Genomic DNA, 16075 nt, shown 5'->3' on the forward strand with positions numbered 1-16075 from the left:
CTAAAAATCCGACAAACCATTCTGAATTGGCTCGTCGGATTCGTGATTGATGGCGGATTCTCAATGTGCTTCCCGTTCGTTAGCAATACGATTACGATTCCTGAACCACAAAGCTTTCATTGGGATTAGCCTGCACCACAAATGTCTTTATGACCGTTTCCTGGTCTGTTGTCAGCGTCAGTCGGTAAGTGCCCGTGCCTAAGCCCGACACATCGAATTGCTGGCTCAACCCTTTTTGAAGCGCTACCGTTGTAGTATAGACGGCCTGGCCATTGGCATCCAGAATAGCCAGTTGGCCTTTGGTTGGATTAGCTGGTACGTAGAGCCTGATTTTATGATCGGCCGTCATCACTACCCGTGTGCCGGAAGCAGAGGTTTGTGGAGTTGATACATTGGCGAACGACGCGGTACTGGCTACCAGACCCAACATCAGAATAAGTACTTTTTTCATGGCTTTTTTAGTAAGTAGTGGTTTGTTCCTTTTTTGATGAAACAAAGTTGCCATGAATGCTACTTCTCTGAAAATCAAAGGTGATGAGTACGCGAATTAGATCGCTGAATGTGGATTTTTCCGTGATGAGTGACTAACCCCTACAGTAAAATCCGGAACTAACGTAGGGGCGGTCAAAACAACCGCCCCCTACGTGTCTGACAAACTACACAGCCGTCTGTCAATAAATTACTTGACCCGCAGAGCGGTAGACTCAAACATATTCATCAGCGAGCCTTTCAAATGGTCATCATCCACTTTGGTCAGTTCAACCGGAATTTCTCCAGCCTGCGCCGTGTCGAAATAGATGGTCAGTTTAGTGCCCTCTTCCACAATTTTAGTGATTGGCGTAACGGGTCTTGTCCCCGATGGATCTTTCAGTTCACCCGTCAGTTTACCGTCTTTCCGGATCAGTTCAGTCACCATTTTGGCGTCACCTTCGGGTGTACCCATAATGGTGATTTCCCATTTGCCAGCAAAAAAGTCAGTTGGTGGCGTTGCCTGAGAAAACCCTTTGACACAAACACCCAGAAGAAAAATGAACAGAAACAGACTTACTTTTTTCATTGTTAGAATTGGTTTAAACGTGAAATTTTTAGTTGTAACGCGGATTACTTACTCCCTTTAAAGGTCATCCCCTGCGCGTTGAGCGTGATTGACGTGACCTTTTTGTCGGTATCCCGGCCGAAGGTGAGCACAGTATTACTGCCTCCTTTAAACTCATCGGCTTCCGTGCCGGGTGTGAGTTCTCCTTCGTTAGTACCTGCCTTTATAAATAGTTTACCGTCTTTAGCCATAATGTCAATGTACTCAAACGGAAGACCAGTCATCTTATACTTGCCCGCATAGTCATTCAGATCCTGCGCCGATGGGCTTCCTGAAGTAGCCTGAGCCGGGGCTGGATTAAGACTTGCACTCGCTGACTGACTCGTCTGAAATTCCAGATCCATCAGGACGAACAAGGCCTGACCAGCGGGAGCTTTATCATTTTTAAAGACCAGATACACGTCATGCACACCCGTTGCGCCCGATAGTTTAGCCACTACTGGCGGTGGCATATTGGTTAAACTGGCACCATCGGCAGGCCCAATAAAGTCGGTTTGGCCAATTAGTTTGCCCGTTGGTTCATCCAGTCGGACTTCGATTATTCCACCGGCTGCATTTAACTGGGATTTTGGGGCCGAAGCGGTAAACTTAAGCTGCTCAATGCCTGTCAGGTCTATGTTGCTGAACCCAATATTACCCCCTTTCACCGAGGCAATAATAATGGTACCGTACTTCATCACACCATCCGTCTTCTCCGCTTTTGCGGCTGGCATCTTGGCACTCCGTAGTAACAGTGTTTTTTCGGCTGTAATTGGCGGAATACCCTGGTTACCCTTATCGGTATACGCGGCCCGAACCAGATATCGGCCTTCACCTTTGTCGCCCTTGGGCAGGTTCATAGTATAGCTGCCCTTAACCGGTAGCGATGGCGCTGCCTGTTTCTTTTCGGCCAGACTCAGAATATAGCCAACCATTTCCTGCGCATCGGTCGATGATAACTGAGGGTGGGCGCTCATGGCCACTTCACCCCAGGCACCGCTTCCGCCCGAAATAACCTTTTTCGCTAAGCGTTCGGCTGCACCGGCATCGCCTTTGTATTTAAGAGCCACCTGCTGATAAGCAGGCCCTACCGATTTTTTCTCGATGCTATGGCAGGCTTTGCAGTCATTGGCCTCAATCAGCGTAAGTCCTTTGCCTACCTGAGCGGTCGCATCGGCGCTACGGTGCCCCTGAGCAATAGCCGCCAGATCGTAGCCTTCAGCCAGATAATCGATATTGACAGCCACTTCGTTCGGTTTAATCTTTCCATTGGTCAGGCTACCATCTTCCTTATCCTGAACCTTCACGTCATAGGCAAACGGCTGACCGGGAAAGAAAAAGGTCTGGTTACTGTTTTTGGTTTCGAACGTCAATACGGGCTCCTCATTCCCAGCCATAATCTCGATCGTCCGATTGCTGCTGCCTCCTTTACCATCGGTTACGGTCAGCGTGGCTTTGTAAATTCCAGGCTTATCGAAGGAAACGGTCGGGTTCGCTTCTTTGAAGGTTCGGGTAGCACCTCCGGCTTTAGGGTTAATCGTCCAAACATACGTCAGGGCATCATTGTCAAAATCCTTCGTACCAGCCGACGAAAGTTGAGCTTTAAAAGGAATTGATCCGCCTTTTTTGGAGGTGGCTACCTGAACCTGAGGCTTGCGGTTGCCACCGTTGTACTCAATACGTACCAGTCGGGCATCGTCATTTTGGGTGAACCAGCCACTGCCATATTCCAGCATATACAAATCACCTTCCGGGCCAAACTCCATGTCCATGGGGTTCGAGAATTTATAGCTGGGCATCACCCGCTCCATGGAGGCATAATTGCCATTCGCGTCCATTGTAACAGCCATCAGCCAGCCCCGCATCCATTCATAGATGAGAAGTTTACCATCGTAATAATCCGGGAAAGGGCGCTTGGCCTGCGCAAACTGATCCTTATAATACACGGGCCCAGCCATAGCCGAGCGACCACCCGAACCCACCAGCGGAAACTCCTTCGATTCGGCGTATGGATACCAGATAAAGGCTTTCTGAGCGGGCGGCAACTGGTTTAGTCCTGTGTTATTGACTGATTTGTTGACCGGTTGTGCCGGATCGTATAACGGCCCCGACTGACCGGTGGCAAAGTCATACTGATGATACGCTTTGTTATCGCCCACGAAATAAGGCCAGCCATAATTACCCGCTTTCCTGGCCTGTCCTACTTCATCCTGTCCGGCGGGTCCGCGTTCATCCTTCGCAGAGGCCGCGTCGGGACCAATGTCTCCCCAGTACATATAACCAGTTTTTGGATCTACCGAAATCCGGAACGGATTCCGGTGGCCCATCGTGTAAATTTCAGGACGGGTTTTGGCAGTTCCTTTAGGAAACAGATTCCCTTCTGGGATTGTATAAGAACCATCAGCTTCAGGGTGAATACGCAGGACTTTACCACGCAGGTCATTGGTGTTGGCCGAGGTCATCTGGGCATCGAAGGGTTCCCGGCCCGGGCGCTCATCGGACGGGCTGAACCCATTGGATTCCTGCGGGTTTATATTATCACCGGTCGAGATGTATAAATTTCCGTGATTATCGAAGGTCATCGAGCCCCCGGCATGGCCACTGATTTCGCGTTGGGTAGCTACATCCAGGATGGCTTTTTTGGAACTCATTACCAGTTCATCGCCGATAAATTCGTAACGAACCACACTATTCTTTGCCTCTTTACCTTCGGGCGAGTAATACAGATAAATCCAGTGATTTTGGGTAAAATGCGGGTCTTTGGCTATTCCCAGCAGACCACCTTCGTCCTCTCCTACTTCCCCTTTCTTGTTGGTAACTTTGGTATTCACCGGAATGTGGTTAATAACTTTCAGCTTACCGGTTGATGGGTTGAAGAGTTTAACATTGCCCTTCCGTTCAACCACCAGCACGCGGCTATCCGGCAGTACGGCCAGTTCCATGGGCTCGTCGAGTTTTTCGGCCAGCACAACTTTTGAGAACCGGTTTTCTTCGGGTAGTCGTTTCGTTTTTGCCTTTGTGTAATCTAGTGGCTTAGGTGAATCGCCCCCCATTACGTAGTGTAACCCGGCTCCCAGGTGCCGCAAAAACAGCGGTTCCGAGAAGGTTGCATCCGTGTGCCCGCCTGCGGTGTAGAATGAACGACCTCCCTCAAACTCCTGGTACCAGGCCATGGGGTGATTGTCGCCGTTGGTGCCGCCCTGATAGGTTTTTTCGTCGATGGTCAGGAGAACATGCAAGGCAGGGCTGATGTTTTTGAAGGAATAGAATTCATCTTCACGCTCCCAGCGTTCCGGCAAAAAACTCGTTGCCGGGTTGTTTTTATCAGCCACCACAAAGGTTCCTTTCTGTACATTGTTGGGCATGGGATGGTTGGAAAACCAGGCACCCGCCAGTTTATTATACCAGGGCCAGTCGTATTCGGTATCCGTAGCGGCATGAATGCCTACATAGCCTCCGCCAGCCTGAATGTAGCGTTCAAAGGCATTTTGCTGTGCGGCATTGAGTACGTCGCCGGTGGTACTCAAAAACACGACCGCCCGGTAACGTTTCAGGTTTTCCTCGGTAAAGCGAGCGGCATTCTCCGTGGTATCAACGGAGAACCCCTTCTCTCTACCCAGTTGAAAGAGGGCCTTTTGACCAGCCCCGATAGAGGCATGCCGAAAGGCGGCTGTTTTGCTAAACACCAGTATGCGGGGTGGCTCATTGGCACCCACGTAGGACCAAAGTCCAATGGACGCCAAGCCAACTAAGGCCGTTCCGACCAACCAGCGCAGGGAATTAGGGATAAACTGTACCATCAAAATAGGCTAGACTATTTAGCGAAAAAATTGAATTAAAATCAATAACGTAAATTTTACGGAATAAAGATAAGGCACTTTTATCTAATTCGTAAGACGTACGGAATAGTTTTTTTTATATTTGATCTATGAACTCAGAAGAAGACGTACTCGACTTTATAAAGAACGGCCATCAGCAGTACCTGCCTCACCTCAGCATCGACCCGGTCATTTTTGGCTACCACGATCAGCAGCTAAAGATTTTACTCCTCAAGTGGAAAGGGCAGAATGGTTGGGGATTGCCGGGTGGTTTTATTAAGCGAAGAGAACCCCTAAGCGAGGCCGCCCATCGTATCTTACAAGAGCGAACGGGTTTGGAAGACCTATTTCTTCAGCAGTTTCACATTTTTGGCGATTCACCCTATCGGCTTCAGGAGCGAAGTGTCGGGGAGTTTAAAGAAAAATACGGCCTCGACGTTGATGATGATAACTGGCTGTTTGAACGGACCTTATCCATTGGCTATTTTGCTCTGGTGGATTATTCGAAGGTGAATGTCAGAACGGACTTTTTCACCGAAGATTACGAATGGTGGGATGTGAACGCCATTCCCAGGCTACTATTCGATCATAACGAGGCCGTAGAAAAAGCCCTGGTAACCCTCCGGCTTCAGATCTATCATCAGCCGATCGGGTATAATCTGTTACCCGAAAAATTCACGTTACCGGAAATCCACTCGCTATACGAAACGATTTTAGGCAAAGAGCTCGATCAGCGTAATTTTTCTAAAAAACTCGTAGCGCTTGGCATGATCAAAAAACTAAACGAACAGCGGTCAATTGGCCCCCATAGGTCTCCTTATCTATATCAGTTTGAGAAGGAAGCCTATGAGGATGCGTTGAAGCAGGGAATCGTGCATACGTATTAAGTTTGTTGTCATTTACTAGTCGCTTGTCATTCATTGATGAACTAGTACAACCAATGACTACGAATGACAAGCAATGACCAATAATAACAATAAACTTAGTCCTGCACCACAAAACTCTCATTGGGATTGGCCTGCACCACAAATGTTTTAACGACCGTTTCGTTGTCTGTTGTTAGTGTCAGCCGAAAGGTACCAGTGCCCAGGCTTGATACATCGAATTGCTCACTGAGTCCTTTTGCTAAGGCTACATGCTGGGTGTAAACGGCCTGGCCACTGGCATCCAGAATAGCCACCTGGCCTTTGGCTTGAAGCGGTTGAACGTAGAGCTTGATTTTACGCTCGGGAGTCATTACGACGCGGGTCTGAGCAGCTGCCGTTTGAGGAGTCGATACGGTAGCGAACGATGCGGTACTGGCTACCAGACCCAACATCAGAATAAGTACTTTTTTCATGGCTTTTTTAGTAAGTAGTGGTTTGTTCCTTTTTTGATGAAACAAAGTTGCCATGAAGAATACGGCTCTGAAAATCAAAGGCGATGAGCGTTTAAATCTGGTAGACGAATGTGGATTTTTCCGTGACGAATGCTTGGTCATCACCCATCGCTTTTGCCAGCTATCTTCCATCACCTACTGGAAAACTAGCTCTACTTACTTCCGTAATCCGTCCGATGATCGCACCAGACAGAGTGCTAATGGATGGTACCGGGAAAATCACGGCTGGGTTGTCCTGAATACTCAATCCAGACACCTGGTCCATCAATTCGTACATAGTCATTTGACTGGCTCATAGTGCCACTACCTGCGTAAGCGATGTAAGTATCGGCTAACTCGGCGGTATATTTAGTCAGAACTGGAGCGGCTGTAGCGGGGTCCAGATCGTTGACATATAACTTGATGGCATTGAGCACTAGCTTCTGTTTAGCAGCAGGTAAAGCACCCACTTTCAAACCCAGTTTTGTTGCAGGGTACTCATTGCCATATCCATTCTCGTATCAGTTGTGCATGCCTTTCGCCTATTATTTCCGGGCAAAGTTGCGAAAGCGACCACAGACTTATTGATGGGTACTTATTGTACTTCTGGCAACGCGTATAGCCAAGCATGCAGTAACGAGCTTTGATTTTCTTAATTTTGTGTTATGATTAATCAGGGACATATTCAAGCGCCAGATTTTAATACTGAACTAAAGCTAAAGGGATTTAAAGTCTATGAAGTAGACAACAAGGCGAGTGGGCATAACTACAGCCGTAAAGACTTTTACAAAATCAGCCTGACGTCTGGAAAGTACGTATTTCATTATGCTGACCGGAGCTTTGAGACAAATGAGCCCATCTTGTTTTTTGGCAATCCTCGCATCCCATACTCCTGTGAGATTATTACCCCAACCATTGATGGCTACGCCTGTCTGTTTACCGAGGACTTTTTAAAGCTGAGCGACCGCTCTGAAAGCCTCCTGCAATCGCCCCTATTTAAATTAGGGGGTACACCCATTTTAACGTTACATAAGGAGCAGAAAGATACCATCGCTATTATTTTCAACAAGATGGTAGCCGAGCAGGATTCCGACTATGTGTTTAAAGATGAGCTGATTCGCAACTACATCAACCTGATTATTCACGAAGCACTGAAATTGCAACCGTCAGAAAATCAGCCTGAACATAAAAATGCGGCTGTGCGAATCACCTCCGTATTTCTTGAGCTTTTAGAGCGACAGTTTCCGATCGAAAATATCGACCAGCCACTAGAGTTGAAAACAGCACAGGACTTTGCAAAACACTTATCTGTACACGTCAATCATTTGAATAGTTCGGTAAAGGAAGTTACCGGCAAACCAACTACTGCTCACATTGCCGAACGAATTATCAATGAGGCTAAAGCACTCCTACAGCACACAAATTGGAACATTGCTGACATCGCGTATGCCCTTGGCTTTGACTATCCTACCTACTTCAATAACTTTTTCAAAAAGAAGACAGGACAGAATCCCAAATCGATAAGGAATATCCCCCTTTGAAATTCTTACGTTTCTCTTTGTTTTTCATTAAAACCAGAAATGCGTACATCAGAACTTTGTAGCGTCATTTAACAACGAAGAAGAAAAGAGATATGAGTAACACTAAAGTTTGGTTCATCACCGGGGCGGGTCGTGGTATGGGTCTTGATATCGCTAAGGCGGCTCTGGCTAGTGGCCATCAAGTGGTCGCTACAGGCCGTAATACCGATAAAGTGGCCCAGGCCATCGGAGAAGAATCGTTGGACCTACTAATCGTGAAGCTGGACGTTACCAACCCTGCCGACGCTGAGGCCGCCGTGAAAGCTGCGGTCGGGCGGTTTGGAAAAATAGATGTGCTGGTCAATAATGCAGCCAGCTTTTATGCCGGTTACTTCGAGGAACTGACGCCAGAGCAAATCGAACGGCAATTAGCAACGAGTCTATTTGGTCCCATGAATGTCACGCGCGCCGTTCTGCCAATCATGCGCAAACAACATTCGGGGCAGATTATTTCGATCTCATCGAGTGCGGGTCTTGCAGGGTTTGAATTCTGTACCGCCTATGCCGCGTCGAAATTCGGCCTTGAGGGATGGATGGAGTCATTACAGGCGGAGGTCGAACTCTTTGGTATCGATACTATCCTTGTTAATCCGGGCTTTTTTCGGACTGAGCTTCTCACCGAAGAGTCAACGAATTATGCCGAGCCTTCCATAGAAGACTACAACGAGCGTAGAACACAGCAAATGCACTTCTGGAAAGGGGCGAATGGTCAGCAGTCTGGCGACCCGGCCAAGCTCGCTAAAGCACTGCTGATGATATCGGATCAGGAAAAGCCACCACGACGTTTCATTGCCGGTGCCGATGCCATTGGAACCGCCGAGCAGGTGATTACCGTACTTCAGCAGCAAATCAACGCCTACCGTGAGCTATCGACTTCCCTCGCTTATGAAGGCGCGTAACCGACGGCATTCCATCAACCAATTGCTTCGTATAGCCATCTGAACGGATAAACAGGCTTATATTGCAGAGTCCAGACGGGCAGGGATTTAGTGTGGGCAGCGTTCTTCTCAATTAAACGACTGCCTGAATTCCAGGGGAGAAACGTTGGTTTTTGTTTTGAATAATTTGCTGAACGACTGCGAATGTTCAAAGCCCAGGGCATAGGCAATTTCATTGACGGTAAGATTGGTAGTGGACAATCGTTCTTTTGCTTTGTCAATCAATTTGGCGTGTATATGCTGCTGGGTACTTTGGCCCGTCAGCATCTTTAACAAAGCGCTCAAATAATTAGGGGATACGTTTAAGGCATCGGCAATGTACTGAACCGTGGGCAAGCCTTTTTGGGCTACTGTATCGCTGTTGAAATAGTCCGTAAGGATATCTTCCAACCGATTGAGGAGTTTGTGGTTGGTAATTTTTCGGGTGATGAACTGACGATGGTAAAACCGGTCAGCGTACGTCAGCAATAACTCAAGCTGAGCAATCAGGACGTCCTGACTGAATGTATCGATGTTCGAGCAGTATTCCTGGTTCAGATTCTGTATAATACCCGTAACAATCGTTTCCTCTTTCTCTGAAAGATGCAGTGCCTCGTGGACCGAATAGCTGAAGTATTCATATTGCTTTATCCTTTTGGCTAAGGGCGTATTCCATAAAAAATCGGGATGGATAAGTAGCAGCCATCCCGTATGTGTTAAGTCATTATCTGCCTCAATGGTAAAAACCTGACCAGGTGCAATAAAGATCAGCAGGCCTTCGTCAAAGTCGTATTCCTGCTGCCCATACTTCATCTTGCCATTGAAGTTTCGTTTGAGTGCGATGGTATAGAAATCCTGAATGATACTGGTCGACTGATCGCAGGATAGCCGCTTGATCGCTTCAAAATTCACGACACTGATTAACGGATGCTCTGGTTTTGGTAAACTCCTGAGTTGATGGTAATCAGTGATCGTTTTAATACGAAGTGGCTGTAAATTTTTCATTGGCTTACGAATAAAGACCGTTTGTTGGGGTGTTACCTGGCAATTTCACGAAAGAGGATAGAGCATTTTTAACCCTTCTTTGAGCGACGCAGGCTTTCGCCCGAGCAGATTTTCCAGGTCAGGGCTCACCTCATCTTCCTGCCCATTTTTAATATCAGTAATAAACCCGATTACACGCTGAATAATTTGATCAGGTACACCGCGTCCTTTCAGCTGTGTTTCAAAGGCTGATTGCTCAGCCGGTGTGTAGGTTACGTTTTTGCCGGATAAATCGGTTAATGCAGCCGCAACATCGGCAAAGGAATAAGCCTCACTTCCGGTGAGTTTGTAAACGCTACTGTCGCTGCTGTTGGCTGCTAATACATTCGCCATAGCTTCCCCCATTTCGTTTCTAAGGGCAAAGGGGACTCTTCCCTGACCAGCTGGCAGATAAATTCCGGTATCGAAAACGGTAGGCCCTACAAACTGCGGAATGGCATCCATATACAGCACATTACGAAACAGAGCATAGGTCAATCCACTCGCTATAATGTAGTCTTCCGTCTGGAAATGGCCTTCCATCAACTGGTTGGCCATTGTACGTCTATCCTTCAACGTGCGACTGGTATAGGCAATAAACGAAACACCCGCTTTTTGGGCCGCATCTATGACATTTTTATGTTGCTGAAGGCGTTTCTTTTCATCCGTCCCCGCAATCAGCAAAACCTTTTCTACGCCCTGCATAGCCTTATCGAGGGAAGCTGTATCATCGTATGTACCGACCCGGAGAGCAACTCCGCTTTCGATTAAGGCAGTGGCTTTGCTCTCATCACGGACAAAAGCCGCAACCTGGGAAGAGGGTCTATTTTTCAAAAGGGAATTTAGTGTGGCCAGGCCGAGATGGCCGGTTGCACCGGTTACAAGAATCATGTTTGTTCGTTTGGGAATGAAAGAGTGTGAATAACGGCTATTCATCTGACGTAGCCTGCGTTTGGCCAGAGGCAATCAGCTTTTATAAACAGCCGCAAACTCACGGGCAAAATCTACCAGTTTTACACTACCCAGCGTTGTTGGCGGATGCAGGTAATAATCCTTTGACAAGGCCCCGCTGCGAACACTGGCAAACATATCCACGAAATCAGCGGCCAATTGCGGGGGTACACCATTCGTTTCCAGCCCGCTTTGCATCTGTTCGTCCGTAATAATAGTCCATGTCAAATCCGGCTTACCAATGGCAGTTCCCAGAATACGGGCAACATCGGTACCCGTACGTTCATCACTGGCTATGTAGCGTATGCTGTGATTGCTCGCCATTGTTTCGATCTCTTCCGCAGCAACAGCCGCAATATCAGTTGGGGCAACCATGATCAGCTTATCCTTGCCACCATAGTTGGCCGCAATATGACCGGCTCCTTTTATCATGTTAACAAAGGCGTACAGATTGTAATAAAAGTACGTAGGGCGCAGATACGTAATAACCACCTCCGACAGCTCACCCAGTATCCCTTCTACGTCGTGCGCACCGAGGATAAGTCCAGTACCAGTAGCCAGATCCGCGCCGTAACTGCTTAGGTAAACCACACGCCGTACGCGTGCCTGCTCAATGGCTTGTGCATAGTTGCGACCTATTCGCCCGTAATAAGCCCGCACATCAGACTCGGCATAGTTGGGTGGCACCATGGCATACACGGCATCAGCTCCGGTAAAGGTAGACGTCAGAAAGTCAACGTCATCCAATGAGCCGATAGCGGCCGTAGCGCCGAGGGCTTCAATATTCTTTTGCTTTTCGGGTTTGCTGCTAACTACCGTAACAGCATGTCCCTTCTGCACTAACTCGATTGCCAGTGGCTGGCTGATATGTCCTAATGAACCTGTTACTACAATTTTCATAGTTCTGTTTTTTCCTACAAAGGTCCATAGCTACGACCAGCCAGATGTAATCGTATCTATCGTTGTTGTAGTCAAAACAAGGATTTGTTCCCAACCCGTGCGGAGTTATCATCCAGAAGCATCTCCAAAGTACGTCTGTTGGAAACCGATGAATCAGTCTCTCTAGGCCCAAAGCGCTTCTTTAGTATACTTGGCTCTGTAATCCAATGGCGATACGCCCGTTATCCGCTTAAAAACCTCCCGGAACGCTTTGTCATCCGAATAGCCCACGTCATTCATAACTTCGAAAATGGTTTTTCGGCCTTTTTCCAGGGTGCTTTTGGCTACTTCCACTTTTACACGCTGCAAATACTCTACTGGTGTATTGCCGGTGGCTTTGATAAACCGTCTGTCGAAATTTCGTCGGCTGATGGCCAGTTGCGAGGCCAGTTCTTCAAACGAAATCCGCTCGCTCAAATTTTCCTCAATATAGCTTTGTGCCTTGCACACCAGTTCATCCCCATGGGTCTTCTGAGCCTGAAAAATGAAAAAGGGAGACTGCGATGTTCGGTCCATATCAATCTGAAAGACCTTTGAGCAGAAAATAGCCGTCTGGCGGTCAAAGTATTTTTCAATCAGGAACAGCATCAGATGCAGGAATGAGTAAGCACCTCCATTGGTATAGATCCCAGGTCCAACGGTAATCAGTTTATTGATTTGAAGGTGAATACCGGGAAAAAGCCGTCTGAAATCAGCGGCCGCATTCCAATGTGTAGAACAGGTTTTGCCTTCCAGCAAGCCGGTAGCCGCTACCAAAAAAGCGCCGGTGCAAATACTCGCCAGTTCAGCACCCCGTTTATACTGCTCGTTAATCCAGGCAATAAGCTCGGCATTTTCGCTAAGTATCCGATCATAATCGCTGGAAAGCGAAGGAATAATCAACAGATCTGCTTTCCTGATGTCCCGAATAGGCACCGGATGAATCGAAAAGAGACCGCCCTCCAATTTTAACTCTTCCTCTAAACCGGCTATCTGAATAGAAAGCATGGGTTTGTTGCCGATCAGTTGCCAATACGCATTTGCCTGAGTCAGTATTTCCAACGAACCGGTTATGCTACTCAGGTTAACACTCTCTTTGGGAACAACTATTACTACCTGCTTCATGGCTGTTTTTTTAGGGTAAATGTACAGGGCAATTCTGACCAAATCAACCCGCCAGAATGTCTATTTAACACCCTGTCGATACCAAAACCAGACAGTAATTTTGGCCCGTCAACCCGGATGACCAGCTAGTGAGAGTAGACACCTGACGACGAAAACAACCTTGTAAACACAACACGACCATGAACGAACAGGATTACACAGCATCCTTAACCCTGAATGCAACACCACACGACGTATTCGAACACATTAACAACGTTACCGCCTGGTGGACGGACGATCTGGAAGGCCATTCGCATCAACTGAATGATGAATTCACCGTGCGTTTTGACGATATCCATGTATCTACTCAAAAAGTAGTGGAGCTTATTCCGGATCAGAAAGTGACATGGCTCGTCACGGACAGCAAGCTTACGTTCGTGGAACAACAACACGAATGGACGAACACGACAATTTCTTTCGAACTGTCTACCCTCGACAACAAAACCCATCTCCAGTTTACCCATTTCGGACTGGTTCCCAGTGTGCAATGTTATACTGGCTGCACCAAAGGTTGGGATTACTACGTCAAAGGAAGTCTGTTCAGCTTACTAACAGAAGGAAAAGGAACCCCTGGTTTATAACCCCCTATTGTTTATGGAAAATTTAACAGGAAAAAAAGTGGTGGTCATTGGCGGTAGCCGTGGCACGGGCCATGCCATCGTTGCGGCTCTTGTTCAGGAGTCCGCCGATGTGCTCGTAGTAGGAAGAAACCCGCAATCGCTCACCGACCTTGTGAGTACCTTTCCGACCGTGCGCACGCTTAACGCCGACACAACGGATAAGGCTACAATTGAGCTGGTATTTCAAGAGTCACCCGATGTGGTGGTATTGGCAGCAGGCGCAGTACCACCGACCCAGCCTGTGTATGAACTGGACTGGGACACCTTCAGCACGAATTGGACTACCGATGTAAAAGCGTCGTTTCTGATTACGCAATACGCACTAACGACTCCGGTCAAGCCAGAGACTATGATCCTGTTCATTTCCAGTGGAGCAGGCATTGGGGGCTCCCCCATTTCGGGCGGTTATGCGGGAGCCAAACGAATGCAGATGTTTTTGGCAAACTACGCCCAGCTAGCCTCAAATCGGCTTGCGCTTGGTCTTCGCTTCCTGACCCTCGTCCCCTGGCGCCTAATGAAAGGAACCGGCACCGGGGAACTTGTAATACCCAAATACGCGGACTTTCTGGGCATTTCTGAAGTCGAATTTGTTGCCAGCATGACGTTGGCCCAGACCAAAGAAGAGGTTGCGCAGGCCGTTGTGGCCTTGTCCAGGCAATGGCCTGAAGCAGCAGACGGGAACGTATTTATCGTGTCTGGAGATGGCGTAGCAACCGAATCGAGCCTACAGAAAGGAATGCCATTTTGGGTGAAACGCTGAACACGAATGAATCTATAAAACAAATGGCGACTTGAGGCTGGGACTCCAGGTATCCGCTTCACAGGCCCCGGTTATTTGGTGGTATACTAAGCCAGCCAGTCTGTTGCCGCTCTTGCAATGCGGTGGTCAACAGACTGGCTGGTTTCTTAACTAGTAGTCTGCGCTGCGTTTAGCACACAACTATTCTAGCGGCTACGTCAACGCTTTGCGGGCTTCCCGGTCGGGATCATTGACCAGCGCGGAGGTATCATCCAGAATCATGGTTTCGCCGTTTTGAACGGTATAGGGTTTCCAGTTGGGTAAACCGCCCCCGTTTGGGTTGCCGGTTTTCACAAAATTCAGGAAGGAACCTGCCATCTTTTCCGATAAGGCTCGGGGTCGTTTGCCGCCACCTGTGTGGGTCAGCATCAGATCGGTATTGTAGAACCAGAAGCAGATATCGTCGCAGTGGAACGCCCGCATCCGACCATCGAACAGCGGGGGTTGCCAGCCAAACCAGGCCACATAAACAGGTGCCTTTTGCCCCGACGCTTTCGCATCGGCGGTGGCAATGGCATTCTTTCGGTTAGACACAATTAAGGCCCAAATCTCGATGGGACGCGCCTTCGGGAAGTTCTTTGCGTAGGCATCCACGATGTCGCTGGTCTTGTCGCCAAAACGCGGCTTGATTTTCTCCTTCACGCCCTCCAGCGAAATGCTTTCCAGAGAGGCATCTGTCCGGTCGGGATTTTGCTCATGAAAGGTGGAGCAGATCATCAGCGGAATGTTGGCCGAGAAGTGATTCGGGTCCGTGAAAAACGTGCCCTGGCTCAGGTACGTTCCGTCGGCCACGGGCGAATAGCCTCCCCGCTGGATACCCATCTTTTTGGCGTCGTCGGCCATTTTCTCGACCGCTCTATTGGCGATGTCGATGTACTCCCGCCAGGGAATCTGCTGAAGCTTGTCGATTTCGCCGGGCTTGAGGCCAGCCTCTTCCATAACTTTCAGCCCTAATTTTTCGGCGTATTCCTTATTGGTGCCAGCCAGCGAACTACCGCTCAACGCAACAGCCTTATGAAACAGCCCTTTAGCAGAGGGCATATTCATCAGAGTAGTCACTTTGGCTCCTCCCCCCGACTGACCAATGATCGTTACATTGTTTGGATCGCCACCGAAATTGGCAATATTGTTTTTGACCCATTCGAGGGCTGCCACCATATCCAGATTGCCTACATTACCGGATGCTGCGTGGCCACCAGCCGCTTTCAGATCACTGTAGCCCAGGGAGCCGAGACGGTGGTTGATCGAACAGAAAACGACATTACCCAGTCGGGAGATATTCTCGCCGTGATAACCATCCTGTTCAATAGCATTCCCATTTACAAATCCGCCCCCGTGCAGCCAGACGATGACGGGCCGTTTCTGGGTATCCGGGGCTGGCGTCCAGACATTCAGTTTCAGGCAGTCTTCCGATACGTCGTCATAGTTCCAGTGGTCAACAAATGAGGCATAGACATTAGCGTACCGCTTTTCCATGATCTGGGGCGCGGAGTTCCCCCACCAAAGGGCCGGGCGAATATCGGTCCAGGCGGTTGGTTTTTGGGGAGGCATGAACCGGTTTTTCCCTGACGTATCTGCACCGTAAGGTATGCCCAGGAACTGGTGAATACCCCGAAGAATAAACCCTCTGACTTTCCCATATTCCGTATTGGCAATGGCGATCTTGTCTCCCACTAATAAAACCTGGTCGTCTCCTGCTGGCTTTGCCGTTTTAGGCGGTTTCAAACCAGCAGCGGTAGTTGGCTGAGCTACACCCAAACTGGCCACGCCAACTCCGAGTGATTGTAGAAAATTTCGTCTTGACGGTTTCATCTTCGACTATCTGTTAGAAGGTAAGGAAAATCTCACTGATG

At 48.5% G+C, this 16075-nt stretch carries 15 protein-coding genes; 5 read left to right on the forward strand and 10 right to left on the reverse strand.

All coding sequences use genetic code 11. From position 1 onward, the window contains the following. Positions 1-91: 91 nt before the first annotated feature. The 3 genes from ACYVGO_RS23010 to ACYVGO_RS23020 all read right to left on the reverse strand — a co-directional run bounded on the left by ACYVGO_RS23010 (position 92) and on the right by ACYVGO_RS23020 (position 4875). Positions 92-451, reverse strand: coding sequence for a T9SS type A sorting domain-containing protein (locus tag ACYVGO_RS23010; protein WP_460971267.1), 360 nt, complete (start codon positions 449-451; stop codon positions 92-94). Between the two features lie 228 nt (positions 452-679). Then, positions 680-1057: a hypothetical protein gene (locus tag ACYVGO_RS23015; RefSeq protein ID WP_142771773.1), complete on the reverse strand. Its 378-nt coding sequence runs from the start codon at positions 1055-1057 to the stop codon at positions 680-682. Positions 1058-1101: 44 nt separating this feature from the next. Continuing rightward, entirely contained in the window at positions 1102-4875 is a 3774-nt protein-coding gene (locus ACYVGO_RS23020; RefSeq protein ID WP_460971268.1) for a ThuA domain-containing protein, read from the reverse strand. Between the two features lie 128 nt (positions 4876-5003). On the opposite strand from ACYVGO_RS23020, the gene ACYVGO_RS23025 reads away from it, so the two are divergent. Beyond that, positions 5004-5780: an NUDIX hydrolase gene (locus ACYVGO_RS23025; RefSeq protein ID WP_460971269.1), complete on the forward strand. Its 777-nt coding sequence runs from the start codon at positions 5004-5006 to the stop codon at positions 5778-5780. A gap of 95 nt (positions 5781-5875) precedes the next feature. On the opposite strand, the gene ACYVGO_RS23030 is transcribed toward ACYVGO_RS23025, so the two are convergent. Both ACYVGO_RS23030 and ACYVGO_RS23035 read right to left on the reverse strand, forming a co-directional pair. After that, positions 5876-6232, reverse strand: a complete 357-nt coding sequence (locus ACYVGO_RS23030) for a T9SS type A sorting domain-containing protein (RefSeq protein WP_460971270.1) — start codon at positions 6230-6232, stop codon at positions 5876-5878. Between the two features lie 236 nt (positions 6233-6468). Further along, the gene (locus ACYVGO_RS23035; RefSeq protein WP_460971443.1) at positions 6469-6732 is read right to left on the reverse strand and encodes a DUF3500 domain-containing protein; all 264 of its coding nucleotides are present in this window, start codon (positions 6730-6732) and stop codon (positions 6469-6471) included. A 183-nt stretch (positions 6733-6915) separates the two neighbouring features. Here ACYVGO_RS23035 and ACYVGO_RS23040 point away from each other — a divergent pair, with 183 nt between their 5' ends. Further along, entirely contained in the window at positions 6916-7791 is an 876-nt protein-coding gene (locus ACYVGO_RS23040; protein WP_460971271.1) for a helix-turn-helix domain-containing protein, read from the forward strand. A 92-nt stretch (positions 7792-7883) separates the two neighbouring features. Next, positions 7884-8729: an SDR family oxidoreductase gene (locus ACYVGO_RS23045; protein WP_460971272.1), complete on the forward strand. Its 846-nt coding sequence runs from the start codon at positions 7884-7886 to the stop codon at positions 8727-8729. 108 nt (positions 8730-8837) lie between these two features. On the opposite strand, the gene ACYVGO_RS23050 is transcribed toward ACYVGO_RS23045, so the two are convergent. The 4 genes from ACYVGO_RS23050 to ACYVGO_RS23065 form a co-directional block, all read right to left on the reverse strand. After that, entirely contained in the window at positions 8838-9752 is a 915-nt protein-coding gene (locus tag ACYVGO_RS23050) for a helix-turn-helix domain-containing protein (protein ID WP_460971273.1), read from the reverse strand. Positions 9753-9797: 45 nt separating this feature from the next. Further along, on the reverse strand, positions 9798-10661 hold the full coding sequence (locus tag ACYVGO_RS23055; protein ID WP_460971274.1) for an SDR family oxidoreductase: 864 nt from the start codon (positions 10659-10661) through the stop codon (positions 9798-9800). 75 nt (positions 10662-10736) lie between these two features. Beyond that, positions 10737-11621, reverse strand: a complete 885-nt coding sequence (locus ACYVGO_RS23060; RefSeq protein ID WP_460971275.1) for an NmrA family NAD(P)-binding protein — start codon at positions 11619-11621, stop codon at positions 10737-10739. Positions 11622-11783: 162 nt separating this feature from the next. After that, positions 11784-12764 (reverse strand): GlxA family transcriptional regulator, encoded by a 981-nt coding sequence (locus tag ACYVGO_RS23065; RefSeq protein WP_460971276.1) that lies wholly within the window; start codon positions 12762-12764, stop codon positions 11784-11786. 179 nt (positions 12765-12943) lie between these two features. On the opposite strand from ACYVGO_RS23065, the gene ACYVGO_RS23070 reads away from it, so the two are divergent. After that, positions 12944-13384, forward strand: coding sequence for an SRPBCC family protein (locus ACYVGO_RS23070; protein ID WP_460971277.1), 441 nt, complete (start codon positions 12944-12946; stop codon positions 13382-13384). A gap of 13 nt (positions 13385-13397) precedes the next feature. Continuing rightward, on the forward strand, positions 13398-14183 hold the full coding sequence (locus ACYVGO_RS23075; RefSeq protein ID WP_460971278.1) for an SDR family NAD(P)-dependent oxidoreductase: 786 nt from the start codon (positions 13398-13400) through the stop codon (positions 14181-14183). Positions 14184-14375: 192 nt separating this feature from the next. On the opposite strand, the gene ACYVGO_RS23080 is transcribed toward ACYVGO_RS23075, so the two are convergent. Then, positions 14376-16034: a carboxylesterase/lipase family protein gene (locus ACYVGO_RS23080; RefSeq protein ID WP_460971279.1), complete on the reverse strand. Its 1659-nt coding sequence runs from the start codon at positions 16032-16034 to the stop codon at positions 14376-14378. Positions 16035-16075 lie beyond the last annotated feature (41 nt).

The organism is Spirosoma migulaei, assembly GCF_054776855.1.

What these genes read in the sequence shown, in the direction of transcription:
- ACYVGO_RS23010 (WP_460971267.1), bottom strand. Translation starts at nt 451, where the DNA reads ATGAAAAAAGTACTTATTCTGATGTTGGGTCTGGTAGCCAGTACCGCG.
- ACYVGO_RS23015 (WP_142771773.1), bottom strand. Translation starts at nt 1,057, where the DNA reads ATGAAAAAAGTAAGTCTGTTTCTGTTCATTTTTCTTCTGGGTGTTTGT.
- ACYVGO_RS23020 (WP_460971268.1), bottom strand. Translation starts at nt 4,875, where the DNA reads ATGGTACAGTTTATCCCTAATTCCCTGCGCTGGTTGGTCGGAACGGCC.
- ACYVGO_RS23025 (WP_460971269.1), top strand. Translation starts at nt 5,004, where the DNA reads ATGAACTCAGAAGAAGACGTACTCGACTTTATAAAGAACGGCCATCAG.
- ACYVGO_RS23030 (WP_460971270.1), bottom strand. Translation starts at nt 6,232, where the DNA reads ATGAAAAAAGTACTTATTCTGATGTTGGGTCTGGTAGCCAGTACCGCA.
- ACYVGO_RS23040 (WP_460971271.1), top strand. Translation starts at nt 6,916, where the DNA reads ATGATTAATCAGGGACATATTCAAGCGCCAGATTTTAATACTGAACTA.
- ACYVGO_RS23045 (WP_460971272.1), top strand. Translation starts at nt 7,884, where the DNA reads ATGAGTAACACTAAAGTTTGGTTCATCACCGGGGCGGGTCGTGGTATG.
- ACYVGO_RS23050 (WP_460971273.1), bottom strand. Translation starts at nt 9,752, where the DNA reads ATGAAAAATTTACAGCCACTTCGTATTAAAACGATCACTGATTACCAT.
- ACYVGO_RS23055 (WP_460971274.1), bottom strand. Translation starts at nt 10,661, where the DNA reads ATGATTCTTGTAACCGGTGCAACCGGCCATCTCGGCCTGGCCACACTA.
- ACYVGO_RS23060 (WP_460971275.1), bottom strand. Translation starts at nt 11,621, where the DNA reads ATGAAAATTGTAGTAACAGGTTCATTAGGACATATCAGCCAGCCACTG.
- ACYVGO_RS23065 (WP_460971276.1), bottom strand. Translation starts at nt 12,764, where the DNA reads ATGAAGCAGGTAGTAATAGTTGTTCCCAAAGAGAGTGTTAACCTGAGT.
- ACYVGO_RS23070 (WP_460971277.1), top strand. Translation starts at nt 12,944, where the DNA reads ATGAACGAACAGGATTACACAGCATCCTTAACCCTGAATGCAACACCA.
- ACYVGO_RS23075 (WP_460971278.1), top strand. Translation starts at nt 13,398, where the DNA reads ATGGAAAATTTAACAGGAAAAAAAGTGGTGGTCATTGGCGGTAGCCGT.
- ACYVGO_RS23080 (WP_460971279.1), bottom strand. Translation starts at nt 16,034, where the DNA reads ATGAAACCGTCAAGACGAAATTTTCTACAATCACTCGGAGTTGGCGTG.